The organism is Alistipes dispar, assembly GCF_006542685.1.
Classification (GTDB): Bacteria; Bacteroidota; Bacteroidia; order Bacteroidales; family Rikenellaceae; genus Alistipes; species Alistipes dispar.
The window spans coordinates 1,084,801-1,106,837 of record NZ_AP019736.1 but is presented as its reverse complement, the minus strand read 5'-3'; the positions used below and the strand labels follow the sequence as shown (position 1 = coordinate 1,106,837).

19 protein-coding genes and 1 tRNA gene are annotated in these 22,037 nt (G+C 60.3%); 12 read left to right on the top strand and 8 right to left on the bottom strand.

Annotated features, from left to right (window positions below):
* Nucleotides 1-2: 2 nt before the first annotated feature.
* Nucleotides 3-2,870 carry a SusC/RagA family TonB-linked outer membrane protein gene (locus FME97_RS04940; RefSeq protein ID WP_162502093.1) on the bottom strand — a complete coding sequence of 956 codons (2,868 nt, stop codon included), beginning with the start codon at nt 2,868-2,870 and terminating at the stop codon, nt 3-5.
* A gap of 897 nt (nt 2,871-3,767) precedes the next feature.
* A tRNA-Thr gene (locus tag FME97_RS04935) sits at nt 3,768-3,839 on the bottom strand.
* A 113-nt stretch (nt 3,840-3,952) separates the two neighbouring features.
* Between FME97_RS04935 and FME97_RS04930 the strand changes: the two genes are divergently transcribed.
* From FME97_RS04930 to FME97_RS04915, 4 genes are read left to right on the top strand one after another with little or no spacing between them, the layout of a single operon-like run.
* Nucleotides 3,953-4,900: an NAD-dependent epimerase/dehydratase family protein gene (locus tag FME97_RS04930; protein ID WP_141428151.1), complete on the top strand. Its 948-nt coding sequence runs from the start codon at nt 3,953-3,955 to the stop codon at nt 4,898-4,900.
* An 8-nt stretch (nt 4,901-4,908) separates the two neighbouring features.
* Nucleotides 4,909-5,274 (top strand): cupin domain-containing protein, encoded by a 366-nt coding sequence (locus FME97_RS04925; RefSeq protein WP_232522934.1) that lies wholly within the window; start codon nt 4,909-4,911, stop codon nt 5,272-5,274.
* A 3-nt stretch (nt 5,275-5,277) separates the two neighbouring features.
* Nucleotides 5,278-6,267 (top strand): alpha/beta hydrolase, encoded by a 990-nt coding sequence (locus FME97_RS04920; protein ID WP_141428149.1) that lies wholly within the window; start codon nt 5,278-5,280, stop codon nt 6,265-6,267.
* Between the two features lie 11 nt (nt 6,268-6,278).
* Nucleotides 6,279-6,749, top strand: coding sequence for a hypothetical protein (locus tag FME97_RS04915; protein ID WP_198418194.1), 471 nt, complete (start codon nt 6,279-6,281; stop codon nt 6,747-6,749).
* A gap of 331 nt (nt 6,750-7,080) precedes the next feature.
* On the opposite strand, the gene FME97_RS04910 is transcribed toward FME97_RS04915, so the two are convergent.
* The 4 genes from FME97_RS04910 to FME97_RS04895 all read right to left on the bottom strand — a co-directional run bounded on the left by FME97_RS04910 (nt 7,081) and on the right by FME97_RS04895 (nt 10,163).
* Entirely contained in the window at nt 7,081-8,082 is a 1,002-nt protein-coding gene (locus FME97_RS04910) for a class II fructose-bisphosphate aldolase (RefSeq protein ID WP_141428148.1), read from the bottom strand.
* Between the two features lie 162 nt (nt 8,083-8,244).
* Nucleotides 8,245-8,709: a DUF1573 domain-containing protein gene (locus FME97_RS12705; protein WP_141428147.1), complete on the bottom strand. Its 465-nt coding sequence runs from the start codon at nt 8,707-8,709 to the stop codon at nt 8,245-8,247.
* Nucleotides 8,710-8,712: 3 nt separating this feature from the next.
* Complete coding sequence (locus FME97_RS04900; RefSeq protein WP_141428146.1) at nt 8,713-9,816, bottom strand: DUF4221 family protein; 1,104 nt, start codon at nt 9,814-9,816, stop codon at nt 8,713-8,715.
* Between the two features lie 77 nt (nt 9,817-9,893).
* Nucleotides 9,894-10,163: a hypothetical protein gene (locus FME97_RS04895; protein ID WP_141428145.1), complete on the bottom strand. Its 270-nt coding sequence runs from the start codon at nt 10,161-10,163 to the stop codon at nt 9,894-9,896.
* Between the two features lie 287 nt (nt 10,164-10,450).
* On the opposite strand from FME97_RS04895, the gene FME97_RS04890 reads away from it, so the two are divergent.
* The 5 genes from FME97_RS04890 to FME97_RS04870 are packed head-to-tail and all read left to right on the top strand — an operon-like array spanning nt 10,451 to nt 16,469.
* The gene (locus tag FME97_RS04890; protein ID WP_141428144.1) at nt 10,451-12,064 is read left to right on the top strand and encodes a fumarate hydratase; all 1,614 of its coding nucleotides are present in this window, start codon (nt 10,451-10,453) and stop codon (nt 12,062-12,064) included.
* A gap of 51 nt (nt 12,065-12,115) precedes the next feature.
* Complete coding sequence (locus FME97_RS04885; RefSeq protein WP_141428143.1) at nt 12,116-13,984, top strand: BatD family protein; 1,869 nt, start codon at nt 12,116-12,118, stop codon at nt 13,982-13,984.
* 4 nt (nt 13,985-13,988) lie between these two features.
* A complete protein-coding gene (locus FME97_RS04880; protein ID WP_141428142.1) occupies nt 13,989-14,849 on the top strand; it encodes a tetratricopeptide repeat protein in 861 nt (286 codons plus the stop codon).
* On the top strand, nt 14,849-15,445 hold the full coding sequence (gene recR / locus FME97_RS04875) for a recombination mediator RecR (RefSeq protein ID WP_141428141.1): 597 nt from the start codon (nt 14,849-14,851) through the stop codon (nt 15,443-15,445). The genes FME97_RS04880 and recR overlap by 1 nt, the downstream gene beginning before the upstream one ends.
* Before the next feature lie 25 nt (nt 15,446-15,470).
* A complete protein-coding gene (locus FME97_RS04870; protein WP_141428140.1) occupies nt 15,471-16,469 on the top strand; it encodes a malate dehydrogenase in 999 nt (332 codons plus the stop codon).
* Nucleotides 16,470-16,592: 123 nt separating this feature from the next.
* Here FME97_RS04870 and FME97_RS04865 read toward each other — a convergent pair whose 3' ends face one another.
* Nucleotides 16,593-17,033, bottom strand: a complete 441-nt coding sequence (locus tag FME97_RS04865) for an META domain-containing protein (RefSeq protein WP_141428139.1) — start codon at nt 17,031-17,033, stop codon at nt 16,593-16,595.
* A gap of 201 nt (nt 17,034-17,234) precedes the next feature.
* On the opposite strand from FME97_RS04865, the gene FME97_RS04860 reads away from it, so the two are divergent.
* From FME97_RS04860 to FME97_RS04850, 3 genes are all read left to right on the top strand, one after another.
* The gene (locus FME97_RS04860; RefSeq protein WP_141428138.1) at nt 17,235-17,609 is read left to right on the top strand and encodes a RidA family protein; all 375 of its coding nucleotides are present in this window, start codon (nt 17,235-17,237) and stop codon (nt 17,607-17,609) included.
* A gap of 181 nt (nt 17,610-17,790) precedes the next feature.
* Nucleotides 17,791-20,340, top strand: a complete 2,550-nt coding sequence (locus FME97_RS04855; protein WP_141428137.1) for an adenosylcobalamin-dependent ribonucleoside-diphosphate reductase — start codon at nt 17,791-17,793, stop codon at nt 20,338-20,340.
* Between the two features lie 148 nt (nt 20,341-20,488).
* On the top strand, nt 20,489-21,688 hold the full coding sequence (locus FME97_RS04850) for an OmpA family protein (protein WP_141428136.1): 1,200 nt from the start codon (nt 20,489-20,491) through the stop codon (nt 21,686-21,688).
* Nucleotides 21,689-21,761: 73 nt separating this feature from the next.
* On the opposite strand, the gene FME97_RS04845 is transcribed toward FME97_RS04850, so the two are convergent.
* The gene (locus FME97_RS04845; protein ID WP_141429947.1) at nt 21,762-22,034 is read right to left on the bottom strand and encodes a DciA family protein; all 273 of its coding nucleotides are present in this window, start codon (nt 22,032-22,034) and stop codon (nt 21,762-21,764) included.
* Nucleotides 22,035-22,037: the final 3 nt, after the last annotated feature.

Sequence of the window (22,037 nt, the reverse complement as noted above, 5' to 3'; positions counted from 1 at the left end):
CTTTAGAAGGTTAAGTCGAGACCGAAGGTGAACTGGCGCGTCATCGGGTACTCCGCCGCGTAAGTGTTTCCGTTGCCCTCGGGGTCGAGCCCGGAGAAGTTGGTGAAGGTCAGCAGGTTCTGCGCCTGTGCATAGATTCTGACTCCGCTGATGAAACGCGTCTTGCGCAACAGCTCCCGGGGGAAGGTGTAGCTGAGCATGAGGTTTTTCAGACGCAGGAACGAGGCGTCTTCGAGCAGCCGCGTGTCGAATTCGGTGTAAACGCCGTGGCGCGGAATGTCGGTGACGTCGCCCGGCTGTTTCCAGCGGTGGAGCAGCCGTTTCGACTGGTTGTAGGAGGCGAAGCGGCCGTTCGACTCGTCGAAGTAGCGGTCGTTGTTCATCACCCAGCGGTCGGCGATCCAGGAGAACTGGGCCGAGAGCGCGATGCCCTTCCAGCTCAGGTTCGTGCCGAAGCCGCCCTGCCAGGGTGCGATGAAGCTCTTGCCGATCATCACCTTGTCCTCGTCGCGGAGCTCGTTCGTCAGCTTGCCATCCTTCGTGTACCAGAGGGCGTCGCCGTTGGCGGGGTTCACGCCGGCGTAGCGGTTCATGTAGAACTCGCCGATGCTGTGGCCGACGACGTACTTCAGGTCGGACGAGGCGATCTCGTATTCGCGGACGCCGTTGTAAAGTTCGGTGATTTCGTTGTGGTTGTAGGAGACGTTCGCATTGAGCGACCAGGCGAAGTCACGGGTCGAAATGACCGTGCCCGTCAGGTTCAGCTCGACGCCGCGGTTCACCATCGCGCCGATGTTGTCCCAGCGGAATCCGAAGCCGCCGTTCGTGTACGACTGCGGGACGGACATGAGCATGTCGCTCGTCTTCTTGTGGTAGAACTCCAGATCGGCGGTGAGGCGGTTCCAGAATCCGAAGTGCAGGCCGAGGTTCGTGGTCCACGTGGTTTCCCAGCTCAGCTCCTCGTTGCCCTGCGTGTAGGGGGCTATGCCGGCGGTCCCCACGTATTCCAGACCGCCCTTGACCAGCGCGAGGTGCTCGTAGTTGGGGATCGAGGAGTTGCCCGACGTACCGGTCGAAATCGTGATCTGGGCGTTGGTCAGCCATTCGCGGGCGTTCTCCAGGAAACGCTCGTTGCGCATGTTCCACATGAAGCCCGCCGACCAGAATACGCCCCAGCGGTTCGAGGCTCCGAAGCGCGACGAGGCGTCGGCGCGGAGCGAGAAGTCGGCGTAGTAGCGGTCCGCGTAGTTGTATTCGCCGCGGCCGAAGAAGGAGAGGAAGCCGTAGTCGTCGTCCGGCTCGTCCTCCCACGTCGTGGCGCGGGTTCCGGTCGTGATGCTGGTCAGCTTGTCGTTGTTCTGTCCCTGCGTGGTCACGCCGAACGATTCGTAGTGGTAGTCGATGCCTTCCTGTCCGACGAGGAAGTTGAACGAATGGTCCTCATGGACGCGGAAGCGGTAGTTCACCGTATTGGTGACCGAGAGCGTCAGGCCGTCGGAGGTGTTCCGGGCGGCGGTTCCGATGCCCAGGTTGGGATAGTATTCGGGGTAGGAGATTCCGAAGCCCGTGGAGTGGGAGTAGTCCGCGCTGAACTGCGATTTGATCGTCAGTCCTTCGATTGGCGTGGCCTCGGCGAAGAGCGAGGAGATGACCTTGTACTTCTTGTAGTGCACGGGGTTGTTCTCGATCCACTCCAGCGGGTTCTGGCCTTCGCCTTTCCAGCTGCCGTCCTCCATCGAGGCGATCGAACCGTCCGGACGGCGGGGATTCCAGTAGGGCATCATGAAGCGGGCTGCCGAAATCGGCGTCACGACCGTGTATTCGCCCGACTGCGCCAGTTCGATCTGCTGGTAGTTGAGCAGGGTGTTGGTCCCCACCTTGAGCCACTTGGCGGCGCGCTGTTCGATGTTGGCGCGGAGCGAATAGCGGCTGAAGTCCGAACCGGGGGCGATGCCTTCCTGGTCGTAGTAGCCTCCCGAAACGTAGTAGTTCGTCTTTTCGGTGGCTCCCGAGACCGAGAGTTCGTAGTTCTGGAGCAGGGCGTTGTCGCTGAAAACCTCGTCGAGCCAGTTCACGTCGGTCTGGCTCAGCAGGGAGTAGTTCTTGCCTTCGGTCAGCCCGATCTCCTTTTCGTACTGGATGCGCTCGGCGGTGTTCATCAGGTCCCAGTTGCCGTGGGCGAGCTGCGAGATACCGAGCTGCATGCGGTAGTTGATGACCGGACGGTCGGCCATGCGCCCGCGTTTGGTCGTGATGACCACCACGCCGTTGGCGGCGCGTGCGCCGTAGATCGAGGTCGAGGAGGCGTCCTTGAGGACGGAGAGGCTTTCGATGTCGGCCGGATTGATCGCATTGAAATCCGACGCCGAGATCACGATGCCGTCGAGGACGAAGAGCGGGTCCGTGCCGGCGTTGATCGAGTTCGTGCCGCGGATGGTCAGCTCCGCCGACTTGCTCGGCTCGCCCGAGCTGGAGAGTACCGTGAGGCCCGGAACCTGCCCTTGCAGCGCCTGGTCGAAGGCGGCCGTGGGCGTGGTCTCGATCTTTTCCGCCTTTACGGTCGAGACCGATCCGGCGATGGTTCCCTTTTTACGCACGCCGTAGGCGATGACCACCACGTCCTCGAGCGCCTGCGTATCGCTCTGCATTTCGAGGTTGCAGGTCACCTGCGTCCGTCCGTCGGGGACCGTGTACTCCACGGCCTTGTAACCGATGTACTGGAAGGTCAGCGTGGTCCCGGGTGCGACCTGAATGGAATAGCTTCCGTCCGCGAGGGTCGAGACGCCGCTCGCCGAGCCGGAAATCACGTTTACCCCGATCAGGGGTTGCTTGTCTTCTGCGGAGGTTACGACACCGCTAACGGTGACCAGATTCCCCCCCCCTTAGACGGGGCCGCGACAGACAGCGCGCACATGGAGAGTGCGAGAAGAGTGAGTAGAATAGTTTTTTGCATAAGGAAACTGACTTTCTTACGCCGCAAACGTACGAAATTAAATTTTACGAACAAAATGTTTTTTAATATCGGATTGTAAGTAAAATCATTGAAAAACCGTCTTTTTTGATAGTGCAGTGCGGGCGGACGCCGAGGGTATTCTTCTGAAAATAATCTGAAAATAAGGTGTGTTATATCCTGTTTCGGATCGACATGCAATTTTAATGAATTGTCTGCCGTGCATTTTATTCGATTCTGTCGGAAGCGGCGTCTCGTTTTTATTTATTTGTAAAATAAATACGGTAATCGCGGTTTGTTTTTATGTAAATTTAAATTTTGCACAGGCGGATTTGAGAAATGGCGGGGCGGTATATTCGTAAAATTATTTAATAATCTGAATTTACTGTAAAAGTGCCCGAAACCCTGTTTTTTTGTCGTGCCGGAAGCGTTTTTCGGGCCGGATCGCTCGTGATTCGATAAATCGTAATTAAAAACGGCTTATCGGCTAATATTTTGTATTATATTGTATAGTAGTTATTTAGTGATATTATATGCTTCTTGATCCGGTCTGTGTCGAGTTTTTCCGGGGTGTTTTCGGCCGTTTGCAGGTAAAATGGAGTCTGATCGTAAGCAAAATGCGCGTCTTTTATTTTATCATGTTATTTGCGGCTTTGCGACGTGCATTTCCGGACTTTTCCGTTGCCGGAAGCGATACTCCGGATGCCGGAAATCGTAACCTGCCGGCGGCCTCTCCTCATTCCGTTCCCGGGGGCAGGCAAGACTGCATACAAAAAAGAGGGAGGGAAGAAATCCTCTTCCCTCCCTCTTGTCGCCGAGCTGTCTATGAGACTTGAACTCACGACCTCTTCCTTACCAAGGAAGTGCTCTACCACTGAGCTAAGACAGCCTTTTGCTCTTTCGAGTGGTGCAAAAGTACGCAAGAAAAATGAAAAGACCAAAAAAATGTGCGATTTTCCCGATTATTTTCTATCTTTACTGACGAATTACAACCAAAAACAGATGAAACGTATTCTGATAGTAGGCGCCGGAGGCCAGATCGGTTCCGAGCTGACAGTTTATCTGCGCAAAATCTACGGCGGGCACAATGTGGTGGCCACCGACATGCGCGAGTGCAAGTCCCTGGGCGAGGACGGTCCCTTCGAGGTGCTGAATGCCCTCGATGCCACGGCGATGGCGTCGGTGGTGGCCCGTCACCGGATCGACACGATCTTCAACCTCGTGGCGCTGCTTTCGGCCGTGGGAGAGCGGAATCCCCAGATGGCCTGGAACGTCAATATGGGTGCGCTGAACAACTCGCTCGAGGTGGCGCGGCAGCACCACTGCGCGCTCTTCACCCCCTCGTCGATCGGCGCTTTCGGCCCCTCGTCGCCCAAGGACAAGACCCCGCAGGATACGATCATGCAGCCGACGACGATCTACGGGGTCTGCAAGGTCACGGGCGAGCTGCTGGGCAACTATTACCACCACAAGTACGGGGTCGATACCCGTTCGGTCCGCTTTCCGGGCATCATTTCGAACGTCACGCTGCCCGGCGGCGGCACGACCGACTACGCCGTGGAGATCTACTACGAGGCGATCCGCAGCGGCCGTTTCACCTGTCCCGTTCCCGCGGACGTCTATATGGACATGATCTACATGCCCGACGCCCTGCGCGCCTGCGTCGAGCTGATGGAGGCCGATCCCTCGAAACTCGTGCACCGCAACAGTTTCAATATCGCCTCGATGAGCTTCACGCCCGAGATCATCTGCGCCGAGATCCGGAAGCGGATGCCCGCGTTCGAGATGACCTACGACATCGACCCCGTGAAGCGGGAGATCGCCGAGAGCTGGCCCAATTCGCTGGACGACACCTGTGCCCGCGAGGAGTGGGGGTGGAAACCCGAATGGGACCTTTCGCGCATGACCGACGACATGCTGGCGCATATCCGCGCCAAGCTGGCGAAATAGCCGGAGCCGTGTCGGACGGAAAGGGACCGACGGCGGAGCGCATCGCCGCATCGTCGTCGAGCTGGAACGGGGAGCCGTTGCCCGCCTACCCGGCGGGACGGCCCCTCGTGTCGCTTCTGCGCATCCTGATTCCGCCGCATGCGCGGCTGGAGGAGCATTTCCATCCGGTCGTCAATGCGGGGGTGGTGCTGCGGGGCGAGTTGACCGTGGTCGCCGGGAACGGGACGGAGCGGACGTTCCGCCCCGGGGAGGGGATCGTCGAAATGGTAGGGACTTTGCATTACGGCGAGAACCGGGGCGACGACGAGGTCGAACTGGTGATGTTTTATGCCGGGGCGGAGGGCGTGCCGCTGTCGGTGAAATCCGAACCCTGACGTATGAAAAAGAGTCTGAAAAAGAGTATCGGGATCGTGCTCGCCGCGCTGGTCGCGGTCGGCGGCCTCCTTGCGGGTGGCAGTTTCTACATGCTCTCCTACGCCCTGCGTCCCGACGCGGTGATGGCCGAGAAGAATGCCTCCTCCTATGAATATATGTATGCCGAATATCCGTTTCTGGCGGAATGGGCCGACAGCCTCCGCAGTTCGGGGGCGCTGCGCGACACGGTGATCGTCGGCGACGGGGGCGAGCGGCTCCATGCCGTTTACGCCGCGGCGCCCGAACCGACCGACCGGACGGCGGTCATCGTCCACGGCTACACGGACAACGCCGTGCGGATGCTGATGATCGGCTACCTTTACAATCACGACCTGGGCTGCAATATCCTGCTGCCCGATCTCCATTACCACGGCGAGAGCGAGGGGCGGGCCATCCGCATGGGGTGGAAGGACCGTCTCGATGTGCTGCGGTGGATGGATATCGCCAACGGGCTTTTCGGAGGCCGTACACGGATGGTCGTGCACGGCATCTCGATGGGGGCCGCGACGACGATGATGGTCTCGGGCGAGCCGCAGCGGCCCTATGTGAAGTGTTTCGTGGAGGACTGCGGTTATACGAGCGTCTGGGACGAGTTCCGCAAGGAGCTCCGGGAGCAGTTCTCGCTGCCCGCCTTCCCGCTGCTCTACACGGCCAGTTGGTTGTGCGACCTGAAGTACGGCTGGTCGTTCCGCGAGGCTTCGGCGCTCCGGCAGGTGGCCAAATGCGAGCTGCCGATGCTCTTCATCCACGGCGATGCGGACGACTTCGTGCCGACGCGGATGGTCTATCCGCTCTACGAGGCCAAGCCGGGCGAGAAGGAGCTGTGGGTGGTTCCCGGTGCGGCGCACGCCATGTCCTACCGGGACAACCGCGCGGAATATACGCGGCGTGTCGCGGAGTTCGTCGGACGGTATGTCGGGGACGGTCCCGCACGGGCCGTGCGAACGGATTGACCGTACCCGTCATGGAATCGGAAAAGAAAAACGGGCCGGATGCGGCCGAACTGCTGCGGGTGCGGGAGTTCTGCCGGACGCTGGAGGGGGCCGCGGCGAACCTTCCGGACGACGTGCGTGCGGCCCTCTACCGGCCGTGTGCCGAGGCGTGCGTGAAAGGATCCGTGCTGGAGGAGCAGCGACGGCAGTTCCTGGAGTGCGGCGGCGACCTCGACCGGCAGTACGCCCGGTACGGTCGTTCGGCGTATTTCTTCGCGGACGTCGTGGAGCCGGGCCGGGTTTACGAAATGGGCTACCCGCGCTGCCTGTGTCCGCAGGTCGCGGCGGGATTCGTGGAGACGCCGGCGCATTGCGAATGCTCCCGCCAGAGCATTCTGTACGTCCTGCGGGAGTTGTTGCCCGGGAGGCGGATCCGGGTGGAGACGCTGCGGACCGTGCTTTCGGGCGGCGGTGAGTGCCGTTTCCGGGTGACTGTCGGATGATTCCGGAGGAATCCTTCGCCGGGACGGCTGCGCCAGCGAAGGGCTGCGACGTTCCGGATGAGAGTTCTCGGGAGGCTGAGTACCGGGTTGCGACGTTCCGGGCGAGAGCTCCCGGGAGGCTGGGTTCCGGGTTGCGACATTCCGGGTGAGAGCTCCCGGGAGGCAGGGGCCCGGCGGACAACGGCATTCCGGCCGGTTGTGTCTCGGTATGCGGCATCCCGGCCGGAGGCCGTTCGGGTCGGCGTCCGGAGCGGAGGAGATGAAAAAAACGGAGGCGTGAGCCTCCGTTTTTCTTTCGGTGTCCGGGGATCGCTCCCCGGATGCGGATGTCTTACTCGGCCTTGCCGTCCGAGCCGAGAACCTCCTTGATCTTGTGGATGTAGAGCTTCTTCATGTTGTCGCGGGCCGGACCCAGGTACTTGCGGGGGTCGAACTCCGCGGGCTTCGTGGCGAAGACCTCGCGGATGGCGGCCGTCATGGCCAGACGCGAGTCGGAGTCGATGTTGATCTTGCAGACTGCGCTCTTGGCGGCCTTGCGGAGCTCCTCCTCGGGAATGCCCACGGCAGCCTTCAGCGCACCGCCGTACTTGTTGATCGTATCGACCTCCTCCTGGGGAACCGACGACGATCCGTGGAGCACGATGGGGAAGCCCGGAAGCTCCTTCTCGATAGCTGCCAGCACGTCGAATGCCAGGGGGGGCGGAACCAGACGGCCCGTCTTGGGATCCACGGTGCACTGCTCGGGGGTGAACTTGTAGGCGCCGTGCGACGTGCCGATCGAGATGGCCAGCGAATCCACGCCCGTCTTGGTCACGAAGTCCACGACCTCCTCGGGCTTGGTGTAGTGGCTCTCCTCGGCTACGACCTCGTCCTCGACGCCGGCCAGCACGCCCAGCTCGCCCTCTACCGTCACGTCGAACTGGTGGGCGTACTCTACGACCTTCTTCGTCAGGGCGACGTTCTCATCGTAGGGAAGCGCCGAGCCGTCGATCATCACCGACGAGAAGCCCATGTCCACGCAGCTCTTGCAGAGCTCGAACGAGTCGCCGTGGTCGAGGTGCAGCACGATCTGGGGCTTTGCCCAGCCCAGCTCCTTGGCGTACTCCACGGCACCTTCGGCCATGTAGCGCAGCAGGGTCTGGTTGGCGTAGTTGCGCGCGCCCTTCGACACCTGCAGGATGACGGGCGACTTGGTCTCGGCGGCAGCCTGGATGATGGCCTGGAGCTGCTCCATGTTGTTGAAGTTGAATGCCGGTACGGCGTAACCGCCCTTGATGGCCTTGGCGAACATTTCGCGGGTGTTCACGAGGCCCAGATCTTTGTACGATACCATACTATTAGAGTTTAAGTGAAATTACTGGCTGTTTTTGACCTTGCAAATTTACTAAAAAAACTAAATAAAGATTTCATTTTGTGAGAAAAATAACAGAGCGCGGAAAATAGTTGCGCAATCCGGATTGTTTTAGAAAGAGTGATAGAATGATATCGTATGTCATTATTTGCCAGAAGTAACATTGCCTATTAATCGGAGCCGATAGAATTGTTTATTTGTGTTTACTTTAATAACGGTATTCAACATGAACATTCCTACCTGTTTCCCTTTAGTGCTTATAGTCAAACGAACTATCGTACTATCTCCAGGAAGTGCGATTCTTTGAGAAAGATCGTAGTCAGTACAGTTGCAGTCTGGACTGACATTATAAACTATTAACGGGTTATTTCCAATATTTCGGATAGTATAGTTTTGATATATAATAGTATCTCGGGATAGATCTCCCGCGTCCCTTAATTCTTCATTGAAAGCTATTTCTGTTAATGGGTCGTTGTTGGGCTTTTCTGTTTGGATGAAAAGGGATGGACTCGTTTTATTTTTATAAATCGAGACAATGGATTTGATGATAACTATTGCCGATATAATTATAATGATAGTACTCAATACATTTAATGTACGTTTTTGCATAAACTATGGTTGTGTTAATTTGAAGCGATAAAAATGTATCGTTTTGTTATCTATATCGCAATTCATGCGGGAAAAATAGTAGGGCGCGATGTATCCGGCGACGCAAAATCCTTTGGGGACCTCTACATCCGCGATGAGCGTACTGCCTCGGTAGATCTGCAACCCGTCCCTGTCCGTATGGCTCCCCTTCTGGTAGCTGCGGAATGTCGTATCGGTCTCGTCTACGTATTCCAGCCAGTAATAGTAGCCCTTATGGGTGGTATCTTCGAGGTAGGCGTCGTTGAAGCCGTCCCAGCCGGGAGCCGCTTGCGCGTAATCCGTATTCATCCCCGTTCCCTGGAATCCGAATGCCCGGACCGGTCTGAAATCCCGGTCCGATACGTAGATCATCGAATCGGCTTGGTGGGATACGACGAAGTCGCCGTTCTCGGTCAGGTCGTATACGGTTCCGAACAGGTGCTTCAGACGCGAATGGTTCTCCGTATAGTAGTCCGAAAATCTGCCGATCGGGCGGGCTGTGCCCGTTTCTGAGTCGATTTCCATCAGAATATGGGCGTTGCGGAAGTAGTCGGCGCTGTGTTCGACGGGGTTCGCATAGGGCGATTCGGAGTAGATGTTGTAATAGAATTTGCCGTTGCCCGATCGCAGAATCTCGGAGAAGGAAGTGTAGGCGCGGGCATCTTCCAGAGAGGAGTCTTCGGGAGAAACTCGTATCTCCTTTCGCTGCGGGGTACCGAAATCTTCGCTGATGTAGTAATCGTAGGAGCTTCCCAGAATCAGCAGTTCCCGGTCTCTGACGGTGGCTGCTGAAGTTTGTTTCAGCGGAATTTCGTTGGGCCCCCGTCCCATTCCCATGCTCCGGCTGATCGGGGTTCCGTCCGGGGCGATCAGATACAGATAGCTGAAAAATTGATCCAGAAAGTAGATGCGTCCGTCATCGACGCCCGAATGACCGCTGTACGAGGTGTTTTCGAGCCGGACGGGAATCGTGTCCAGGACGATTTCGGTAAACAGGATGTCTCTGTCGCCCTCGATCGGATAGGCCGATCGGTCGGATCGGCATGCCGTCAAAAGTAGTATGGGAATTGTTAAGAAGAGGTACTTCATATTCGAATGTTTTGTGCCCCATTAAGGCGATGAATACATCTCTTAATGGGGCATTAGGATTGTGTGGATTTTAATTGCTAACAATTTCCATTCCATTCTTGGCATTGAATATTGTATCCAGATGCACAAATGGCTTTTCTATTGCTTGCTTTGCACTGGCTGTTCCCTAAAAAACCAGCACATCTGCAAACGATCGATATTCCACCTTCATCTTGAGTTAGAGCTTCGATGTCGGAAGCTCTTAATGCGGAAGAAAATGTGTCCGTTGTTGTTTTTGCACTCAAGGAGTAGAAATAGATTGCCAAAGCGCATAAACTACACGCAATAGTGAAAATGGTTCGTTTCATAATAATGAATTTTAGGTTAAAGTTTTAGTTGGTATCCAAAAATAATAAACAATATTGCATATTGCAAGAAAAATAAGGAAAATTCGGTTCGTCGGGCGATAAGAACGCCTCGGACTGAGGCGAGCTGCCGGAATGTGCGGAGCGCTCAATATTTGGACGGGTATGCTGCGCAATCATTATTTTTTTACTATTTTTGTGCGGGTCTAAAGGCTGTTCCGCCTCCGGGAAAGCGTGCGCGGCCTTCGGATCCGCCGGCAAGGAAAACACACAAACAACAACGATAGATTATGGCTGAGTTCATCTACCAGGAGCCGTTCCCCGTCGGGGAGGACAAAACCGAGTACCGTCTTTTGACGAAGGATTACGTGAAGGTCGTCGAGTGCGACGGGCGTAAAATCTTGAAAGTGGACCCCGCGGGCCTCGAGCTGCTGTCGAAGGCGGCCTATTCGGACGTGTCGTTCTATCTGCGTGCGGCGCATCTGCAAAAGCTGCGCGACATCCTCAACGATGCGGAGGCCACCGACAACGACAAGTTCGTGGCCTACACGATGTTGCTCAACCAGTGCGTGGCCGCCGAGGGCGAGCTGCCGACCTGCCAGGACACCGGCACGGCCATCTGCATCGGGCACAAGGGCGAGGACGTCTGGACGGGAGCCGACGACGCCGAGTGCATCGCCAGGGGAGTTTACGAGACCTACAAGGAGCGCAACCTCCGCTATTCGCAGGTCGTGCCCTTCACGATGACCGACGAGAAGAACTCGGGCACGAACCTTCCGGCGCAGATCGACATCTACGGCGGCAAGCCCGGCATGGAGTACGAGTTCCTCTTCATCACCAAGGGCGGCGGCTCGGCCAACAAGACCTTCCTCTACCAGCAGACCAAGGCGCTGCTGAACGAGGAGTCGCTCACGAATTTCATCCGACAGCATATCTTCGACCTCGGCACGTCGGCCTGCCCGCCGTACCACCTGGCCCTCTGCATCGGCGGCACGTCGGCCGAGATGTGCCTCTCGACGGTGAAGAAGGCTTCGGCCGGCTACCTCGACGAGCTTCCCACTTCGGGCAACGAGGGCGGCCGCTGCTTCCGCGATCTGGAATGGGAGGAGAAGGTGCTGAAAATCTGCCGCGAGAGCGGCGTCGGCGCCCAGTTCGGCGGCAAGTATCTCGTGCACGACGTGCGCGTGATCCGCGCTCCGCGCCATGCGGCCTCGTGCCCCGTGGCCATCGGCGTAAGCTGCTCGGCGGACCGCAACATCAGGGCGAAGATCACCCCCGAGGGCATCTTCCTCGAGAAGCTGGAGAAGAACCCCGCGCGGTTCCTGCCTGCGGAGGCGCCGGCCATGTCGCCCGCCGTGGACATCGACCTTGACGAGGGCATGGACAAGGTGCGCGCCATCCTGACGAAATACCCGATCAAGACGCGCCTGAACCTCCGCGGCACGCTCATCGTGGCCCGCGACATCGCCCATGCCCGCATCAAGCAGATGCTCGACGAGGGCAAGCCCATGCCCGAATACTTCAGAAAGCACCCGGTGTATTACGCCGGTCCGGCCAAGACGCCGCAGGGCATGGCTTCGGGTTCGTTCGGCCCGACGACGGCCGGACGTATGGACCCCTACGTGGACCTGTTCCAGAAGCACGGCGGTTCGATGGTGATGGTGGCCAAGGGCAACCGCTCGCAGGCCGTGACGGACGCCTGCAAGGCCAACGGCGGTTTCTACCTCGGTTCGATCGGCGGCCCGGCGGCCATTCTGGCCAAGAACTCCATCAAGTCGGTCGAGGTCGTGGACTTCCCCGAGCTGGGCATGGAGGCCGTGCGCAAGATCTACGTCGAGAACTTCCCCGCCTTCATCATCGTCGATGACAAGGGGAACGACTTTTTCGCCGATTTCAAACATTAATTTCCATCCCGTCCGGATACTAACCGGGCGGGATGGCACGTTGTAGAACTGATGAAAGGTTTTATTGCGAGAATAACGGGAACGGCGCTTCTCCTGCTGTCGGCTTTCCGGGCGTTCGCCGCCGGGGAGGTCACCTTCGAGGCCAGTTCGCCGCTGACGGTGGCCGTCGGCGAGGCGTTCCGCGTGGAGTTCGCGCTCAACGCCGATCCCGACGAAGGGAGTTTCCAGGCTCCGTCGTTCGAGGGGTTCGACGTGATCGCCGGTCCGGCGGAGTCGCGCGGGCATTCGGTGCAGATCGTGGGCAACTCGATGACCAAGAGCATCAACTACACGATCACCTATGTCCTGCTGCCGCAGAGCGCGGGCAACGTCACGATCGGCCCGGCACGGATCGACGTGGAGGGCAAGACCTACCGCACCGAGCCGCTGCCGATCGAGATCGTGAACGAGGGCGACGCCTCGCGGGCGCAGCAGCGTCCGCAGAGGGGCGGACCCGGCGGACCCGACGGCGGCGGACAGCGCGACGTGCAGCAGCAGATCGGCAAGGACGACATCCTGCTGCGGGCCGTCGTGTCGAAGTCGTCGGTCTATAAGAACGAGCCGCTGCACGTGGCCTTCAAGCTCTACACGCGCGTTCCCTATGTGAACATCGTCCCCGAATCGGCCCCCTCGTTCAACGGCTTCTGGTCGCAGGACCTTTCGGCCCCGGGATCGGCCCGCATCGGCCGGGAGAGCTACAACGGCAAGGTGTACGAGACGCGGGTGCTGTTCGACTACCTGCTCTATCCGCAGCAGGTGGGCACGCTCTCGATCGACCCGGTGGAGATGACCGTCGTGGCGCAGGTGATGGTGCAGAGCCGCCACGTGGACCCCTTCTTCGGAGGCGGTCACGAGGTTTTCAACGTTCCGCGCAAGGTGAAGAGCCAGCGGGCGGCGATCGAGGTCCGGCCGCTGCCCGAGGGTGCGCCCTCGAGCTTCAGCGGAGCCGTCGGGTCGTTCCGCATGGATACCGACCTGCCGTCGGACCGCTTCGCGGCCAACTCGGGCGCGACGTGCACGGTGAAGATTTCCGGTACGGGTAACCTGACCTTCGTGCAGGCGCCCAAACTGGCGCTGCCCGCGTCGTTCGAACAGTACAACGTCAAGACGACCGAGTCGATCAACACCTCGGCCTCGGGCATCTCGGGATACCGGCAGTTCGAGTACCCCTTCATCGCTCGCGCCGAGGGAACCTATGAGGTCGATCCGATCGAGTTCACCTATTTCGACCTCGAACGCAGACAGTACGTCACCTTGCAGTCGAAGCCCATGACGCTCGAGGTCACGCCCGACGTCCGCGGAGGCGGAGGCGACGCGGTGGTGATGCAGGGCCGCGGCATGTCGAAGGAGGAGGTGAAGATGCTCGGGCAGGACATCCGCTTCATCAAGCTGGGGGCTCCGCAGTTGCGTGCGACGGGCGCTCCGTTCCTCTTCGGGGCGGCCTACTGGGGCGTGCTGTGCGCCGTGCTGGCGCTGTTCGCCGCGATCTACGTCGCGCTGCGCCGGCAGATCCGCGAGTCGCAGAACGCCGCGTTGGTCCGCGGCAAGCGGGCCAACAAGGTCGCCGTGCAGCGTTTCCGCGCCGCTCGTCGCTACATGGAGGAACAGAACCGCCACGCCTTCTACGAGGAGATGCTCCGCGCGTTGTGGGGCTACATGAGCGACAAGTTCAACATTCCGGTGGCCAACCTCACGAAGGAGAACGTCCGCGAGGAGCTGCACAAGCGGGGCGTGTCGGCCGAGGAGTCGCAGCGCTTCACGGCCATCATCACGCAGTGCGACGAGGCGCAGTATTCGCCCGCGGCGTCGGCGCAGATGAGCGACGTCTATTCGGAGGGCGTGGACCTGATCTCCCGCATCGAGGCGGTCATAAAACGATAGTGTCATGAAGCGATTGATAATCACTCTTGTCCTGCTGTTCGGCCTCTCGGCCCTGTCCGCGCAGGAGGGGGCCGCACCGGCCGGGGAGCCGCGGACGGATTCCGTCGCGGCGTCCGGCGATGCGGCGACGGCCGCCGGGGAACGGGCGGACGACTCCGGGGCCGAATCCTCCGCCGGGTCGCTCTGGGACCGGGCCAATACGGCCTATATCAACGGCGATTACCACGCCGCGCTGGAGATGTACGAGCGGATCCTCGCCGGCGGGATGGGGTCGGCGAAACTCTACTACAACCTGGCCAACGCCTGCTTCAAAGAGGGCCAGACCGGTCGTGCGATTCTCTTTTACCACCGCGCCCTGCGGCTGGCTCCCGGCAGCGACGACATCCGTTACAACCTCTCGGTGGCCGAGGCCCGGACGAAGGACCGCATCGAGGAGATTCCCGCGTTTTTCCTCACGGAGTGGGCGCGCGCCGTGCGCCGCACGATGAGCTGCACGGCCTGGAGCGTGCTGTCGCTCGCCGCGCTGGCCTTCGCGCTGGGGCTGTTTCTCCTCTACCTGCTCGCGCCGCGCCTGTCGCTGCGCAAGGCGGGGTTCTACGGCACGGCGGTCGCTGCGGCGCTGTTCGTCCTGACGACGTGGTTCGCCGCGGGCGAACGCCGCGAGATGCTCGACGACTCGCAGGCCGTGGTGATGGCCGCCTCGACGGCCGTGAAGAGTTCGCCCGACAAGTCGGCGACGGACCTCTTCGTGCTGCACGAAGGGACGCTCGTGAAGATTTCCGACCGGCTCGAGGGGTGGTGCGAAATCACCATCGCCGACGGCAAGAAGGGGTGGCTGGAGTGTAGGACGATCGAGAGGATCTGATGTCGAGGCTTTTGCAGGACGTTGTCGGGGAGTTGTCGAAACTTCCGGGCGTGGGACGCCGCACGGCGCTCCGGCTGGCCATCCACATCCTGCGCATGGAGCGGGAGTCGGTGGCCGACATGACGCGCAGCATCGACCGGTTCCGCAACGAGGTCCGGTATTGCTCGCAGTGCAACAACCTCTCCGACGAGGAGGTATGCCCGATCTGCGCCGACCGGGAGCGGGACCACTCGACGATCTGCGTCGTGGAGCAGGTGGCCGACGTGCTTTCGATCGAGAACACGCACCAGTACAGGGGGCTGTATCATGTGCTGGGTGGCGTCATTTCGCCCATGCAGGGCATTTCGCCCTCGGACCTGAAGATCGACCTGCTGTGCGAGCGCATCGCGCGGGGCGGCGTCCGGGAGGTCATCATCGCCATTTCGACCTCGGTCGAGGGCGAAACGACGCTGTTCTACCTGATGAACCGCCTCAGGCAGTTCCCCGGATTGAAAATCACCTCCATCGCCCGGGGGATCGGATTCGGCGACGAGCTGGAGTACGTCGATGAGCTGACGATCACCCACGCGCTGCTGAACCGGCGGGAGATAGAATGAACAAGACCTTTTAAACGATAAAGTCATGAATTTCGTAACAACTGAAAAGCTTACCATTGTGGGTGCGGCCGGCATGATCGGCTCGAACATGGCCCAGACGGCGCTGATGATGCGCCTGACGCCCAACATCTGCCTTTACGACCCGTTCGGTCCGGCGCTCGAAGGCGTGGCCGAAGAGTTGTACCACTGCGGTTTCGAAGGGGTGAACATCACGTGGACCACCGACGTCGGGGAGGCGCTGAGGGGCGCTTCGTACGTCGTATCGTCGGGCGGCGCCGCCCGCAAGGCCGGCATGACGCGCGAGGACCTGCTCAAAGGCAACACCGAGATCGCCGCGGAGTTCGGCAAGAACCTCCGGACCTATTGTCCCGACGTGAAGCACGTGGTGGTGATCTTCAACCCGGCCGACATCACGGGGCTGGTGACGCTGATCTATTCGGGGCTGAAACCCTCGCAGGTCTCGACCCTCGCGGCCCTCGACTCCACGCGTCTGCGTTCGGAGCTGGCCAGATATTTCGGAATTTCGCCCGACGAGGTGAAGAACTGCCGCACCTACGGCGGCCACGGGGAGCAGATGGCCGTCTTCGCTTCGACGACGCTCGTGGACGGCAAGCCCCTCTCGGAACTGATCGGTACGAAGATGCCCGTCGAGGACTGGCATGCGCTGCAACAGCGGGTCATCCAGGGCGGCAAGCACATCATCGACCTGCGCGGCCGTTCGTCGTTCCAGAGCCCGGCTTACGTGTCGATCTGCATGATCGCTGCGGCCATGGGCGGCAAGCCGTTCGAGTACCCCGCCGGCGTGTATGTGCATAACGGCGAGTTCGACCATATCCTGATGGCGATGGAGACCGAGATCACGAAGGACGGCGTGACCTGCAAGGACGTGCAGGGAACCCCCGAGGAGCACAAGACGCTCCGGGAGAGCTACGAGCACCTCTGCAAGCTGCGCGACGAGGTGATCTCGATGGGCATTATCCCGCCCGTTTCGGAGTGGGGCGGGCTCAATCCGAACCTGAAGTAGCCTCCGGACAGCGGTCCGGAACGATTTCACCCCTGCTGCAACGGAGTTTGCGGCAGGGGTGATTCTTTTCGGGAACTCCGGACCGTCTTGCGTCGGATCCCCGGCCGGAGTTCGGACGGCGGGCTATCGTTCCGTCTCCGGTTTGGCCTGGAACACGGCCCGCAGTTCGCCGTTCGAGAGCAGCAGGAGCATCGGACCGTCCATGTCGTAGTGGGTCGTGGCTTCGAGCGCTTCGGTGAATTCGCGTTCGGTCTTCATGTCCGGGCAGGCCATCATCGTGGAGGCCAGCGGGCCGATCCGGAGGGCGCGCTTCTCGCCCTCTTCGAAGGGGCCGAACACCCGGTTGCAGGCTCCGACGCCCGTTATGCGGCCCTCTTCGCTCTGGAAGGTGATGTGGAACCGGTCCGCCTGTGGCTGTACGCTCCGTCCGCCGAGATGGACGAGCTGCCACTCGGTTCCCACGAGGGGCCGGCGGGTCTTTTTCTGGTAGGACCGGCAGGGGCAGCAGGATGCGGCGAGTATCGCTGCGGCCGCGACGGCCGCGATCTTCGGGATCATTCTCATCGGTTTTCCGTTTTTGTCGTTTCGCAAATATACGAATAAATCGTATCTTTGTATCGCGCTCCGGGGCGGACTTTCGCCGCTTCCGGGACGGAACGCTTCACGTTCAGCCGTTTCGGCGGCGTCCGGCGCCGCGGGGCGGAGGAGGAAGGACCGGAGTGCGCATGTATGGCAAAAGTACCGAATGTCCGAAAAACAGAGATTATGAAAAAGATCATCGCATCGCCCGGGGCTCCGAAGGCCGTGGGACCTTATTCGCAGGCCGTGGAGGCCGGCGGAACGCTGTATGTTTCGGGGCAGTTGCCCATCGACGCCTCGACGGGTCGGATGGCCGAGGGCATCGAGGCCCAGACGCGTCAGTCGCTGGTGAATCTGGGGCATATCCTCCGCGAGGCGGGATACGGTTACGGCGATGTGGCGAAAACCACCGTGCTGTTGCAGTCGATCGGCGATTTCGCGGCCATGAACGCCGTCTATGCGGAGTTCTTCACCGCCGACATGCCGGCCCGCATGTGCTACGAGGTGGCTGCGCTGCCGATGGGGGCGCTGGTCGAAATCGACGCCGTCGCGGTGAAGTGACGCGCACGGACGGGACCCGGGGCGCGTTCCGATGCTGCGGGACGCGCCTTTCGGCGCTGTTGTAGATAATTTGTGGATAAGTTTGGTTCGCGGAATTGGTTTTTCCGGAGGAAAAGCACCAATTTTGTAGAACGGGCTTCGGTCTGTCCGAATACGTAAAAATCTGAAAAATAGATAGGATATGTCAAAAAACACCCAGGAAAAGGCACCGAGCAAGGTCGAGTACAACGATGCGGTCGCCGAATCGAAGAGGTATTTCGACGGGGACGAACTGGCCGCTACGGTGTGGGTCAGCAAGTACGCCCTGAAGGACTCTTTCGGCAATATCTACGAGAAGTCGCCCCGGGAGATGCACGAGCGCATCGCCGCCGAGATCGAGCGTATCGAGCGCAAGTATCCCTCCCCGATGTCGAAGGAGGAGGCGTTCGCCCTGCTCGACCATTTCCGCTACGTCATTCCGCAGGGCGGCCCGATGACGGGCATCGGCAACAATTTCCAGGTGGCCTCGCTCTCGAACTGCTTCGTCATCGGCCACAAGCATCCGGCAGACTCGTACGGCGGCATTTTCCGCATGGACGAGGAGCAGGTGCAGTTGATGAAACGGCGCGGCGGCGTGGGACACGACCTCTCGCACATCCGTCCCACGGGCAGTCCGGTGCTCAACTCGGCGCTCACCTCGACCGGCATCGTGCCCTTCATGGAGCGGTATTCGAACTCGACGCGCGAGGTGGCGCAGGACGGCCGCCGCGGCGCGCTGATGCTCTCGCTCTCGATCAAGCACCCCGACGCCGAGCGGTTCATCGACGCCAAGGTGGACACGGGCAAGGTGACGGGCGCCAACGTCTCGATCAAGATCGACGACGAATTCATGCGTGCGGCGCTGTCCGGCAAGAAATACCACCAGCAGTTCCCGATCGGCGCGGACCATCCGAAATACGCGCAGGACATCGACGCGAAGAAACTCTGGGAGAAGATCATCCACAACGCCTGGAAGTCGGCCGAGCCGGGCGTGCTGTTCTGGGACACGATCCTGCGCGAGAGCGTGCCCGACTGCTATGCCGACGAGGGCTTCCGCACGGTTTCGACCAACCCCTGCGGCGAGATTCCGCTCTGTCCCTACGATTCGTGCCGCCTGCTGGCGCTCAATCTGTTCAGCTACGTGAACAACCCCTTCCGGGCCGATGCGAAGTTCGACTTCGACCTGTTCCGCGACCACGTGGGTAAGGCGATGCACATGATGGACGACATTATCGACCTGGAGCTGGAGAAGGTCGAGCAGATCATCGGCAAGATCGCCGCCGATCCCGAGGACGAGGACGTGCGCAGCGTGGAGCTGGAGCTGTGGAAGAAGATCCGCACGATGGCGCAGAAGGGCCGCCGCACGGGGCTCGGCATCACGGCCGAAGGCGACATGCTCGCCGCGCTGGGGCTGCGTTACGGTACGCAGGAGGCGATCGACTTCGCCGTCGAGGTGCAGAAGACGCTGGCCGTGGAGGCTTACCGGGCCTCGGTGAAGATGGCCGCCGAACGCGGGGCGTTCCCGATCTACGACGCGGCGAAGGAGGCCGCGAATCCGATGATCGCCCGCATCCGCGAGGCCGATCCGGCGCTCTACGAGGAGATGTGCCGGGTGGGACGCCGCAATATCGCCATGCTGACGATCGCTCCGACGGGTACGACGTCGCTCATGTCGCAGACCACGTCGGGCATCGAGCCGGTCTTCCGCACGGTCTATAAGCGCCGCCGCAAGATCAACCCCTCGGACCACGACACGCATGTGGACTTCGAGGACGAAACGGGCGAGAAGTTCCAGGAGTACAACGTTTACCACCACAATTTCGTCAAATGGCTGGAGGCGAACGGCTACGACACGTCGAAGCTGGCGACGATCTCCGACGCCGAGCTGGACGGATGGGTCAAGGCGTCGCCCTACTACAAGGCCACGGCCAACGACATCGACTGGGTAGCCAAGGTCAAGATGCAGGGGGCGATCCAGAAGTGGGTCGATCATTCGATTTCGGTGACGGTGAACCTGCCGAACAACGTCTCGGAGGCGCTCGTGGCCGACGTCTATCGTACGGCGTGGGAGTGCGGCTGCAAGGGCGTCACGGTCTATCGCGACGGCTGCCGCGACGGCGTGCTGCTGGAGAAGAGCTCCAAAAAGAGGAAGTGCGAGGAGCATCCCGGACAGGTTCCGAAGCGTCCGAAGTCGATTCCCGCCGACATCGTGCGTTTCAAGAACGGTTCGGAGGACTGGATCGCCTTCGTCGGCCTGCAGGAGGGACGGCCTTACGAGGTCTTCACCGGCAAGATCGAGGAGGACGCCATGTATATTCCGCGCAAGATCACCAAGGGATTCATCATCAAGGTCCGCGAGGAGGACGGCACGAAGCGCTACGATTTCCAGTACACGGACCGCTACGGCTATACGAACACCATCGGCGGCATCTCGCGCCTGTTCAACGAGGAGTTCTGGAACTACGCGAAGCTCATCTCGGGCGTGCTGCGCTACGGAATGCCGATCGAGAAGACCGTGTCGCTCATCGAGTCGCTGCATCTGGACAGCGAGTCGATCAACACGTGGAAGACGGGTGTCTGCCGGGCGCTGAAACAGTATATCGTCGATGGCACGCAGGCCAAGGGCAAGTGTCCGAGCTGCGGCCAGGAGAACATGGCCTACCAGAACGGCTGCCTTACGTGCATGTCGTGCGGCTATTCCAAGTGCGGATGATCCCCGCGCGCAGCGATGTTTTCGTAAAAAGGCCCGAAATGTTCGTTTCGGGCCTTTTTTGACGGCGATTCGCCGCTTTGCGCGTTTTCGGGCAAATGAGAACGGAATTTGCAGAGAGCAGGATAACGTATTTTATTATAAACCGATTATGAAAAAAATCTATTCTACGATCCTGCTCCTGGCGCTCGTATCCGCCGCCTGGGCGCAAGAAACCCCGAAGAGGCCGAGCTGGTCCGGCTTCGTTTCCAACGGATTCTGGGACAACTGGGAAATCTCGGTCGGAGCCGGAGCCGGCACGGCCCTTTCGAACGGCACGAACCACGGCAAGTTCGGCGACCGCATCGGATTCGAGGGCAACTTCTCGCTGTTGAAATGGGTGCATCCCGTGGCCGGTGTCCGCGCGCAGTTGCAGGGCGGCTGGTTCAACAACTACGATGCGCTCGACGCCAAGAAGACCTGGCCCTATATGTTCGCGCATATCGACTTCATGCTGAACGCCTCCAACTGGTTCGGCGGCTATCGTGACGACCGCGCCTGGTACGGCGTGCCGTTCGTGGGCTTCGGTTACGTGGCCTCGAACTTCACGGACAAGAGCCAGAAGGACAACGGCACGGGTTCGCGCCAGAACTTCGGATTCACCTACGGTCTGTTGAACAAGTTCCGCCTCTCCCCGTCGTTCGACTTCAATATCGAGCTGAAGGGCATGCTGGCCAAATCGACCCTCTCGCCGTCGCCGATGGACGGCAGCTACCTCTTCGGGTTCAGCGCCACGGCCGGATTCTCGTACCGCTTCAACAACCGCGGCTGGGTTCGCGGGCTGCCGGGTTATACCGCCGAGGACATCGAGGCGTTTCAGGAGATGGTGGCTGCGAGTGCCGCAGCCGTGGCAGCCGTCGAAGCCGACAACGACATGCTGGAGAACCAGTTGCAGACTGCCCGCGCCGAGGCGAAGGCCGCCAGGGCCGCCGCTGCGGACGCTGCCGCGAAGGCTGCCGCCGCACAGCGTGCCGAGGTGCGCGAGGAGGCCGCCATCGTCTCCAACTCGATCATCCTCTACAATTACAGCATGTCCACGCTGACGCCGCAGGAGAAGACCCGTCTCGACCTGATCGCCGAGCAGATCAAGGCCGGCCCGCGGGACCGCGTCTATACCATTCAGGGCCATGCCGACCAGCAGACGGGTTCGAAGGCCGGGAACAGGCGCGTCGCCGAAAACCGCGCCAAGCGGGTTTACGACTACCTCGTGAAACAGGGCGTGCGTCCCGAGCAACTGACCTACAAGGGCCTGGGCGACGAGAAGGACATCTTCAACGTCCAGAAGGCCAACCGCGCCGCGATCATCAAGTGATCCGTGCGGACTCCGACGAAGAGCCGGGAGCGTTTCGGAACGCTCCCGGCTCTTTTCGTGTGCGGACGGCGTGTCACCGGATGATGACCGCATGGACCAGCCTGAGGCCCGAGCGGCGGTTGATCTCCTCGCAGAGCAGGTCGCGCTGGTAGAAGAGTTCGGAGCGCAGCACGCTCGATTGGATGCGCACGTGGAGAATATGCCGTTCGAGCCGCAACTCGGTGGTGGCGTCCGCGGCACGGTCGCCGACGATTTCGCGCCACGTGTCGGGCAGCTTTCCTTCGGCGACCTTGGCGGCGACGTAGGGGCGTTTGAAGAACTCCTCCAGCAGGTCGCCCATCAGCATTGT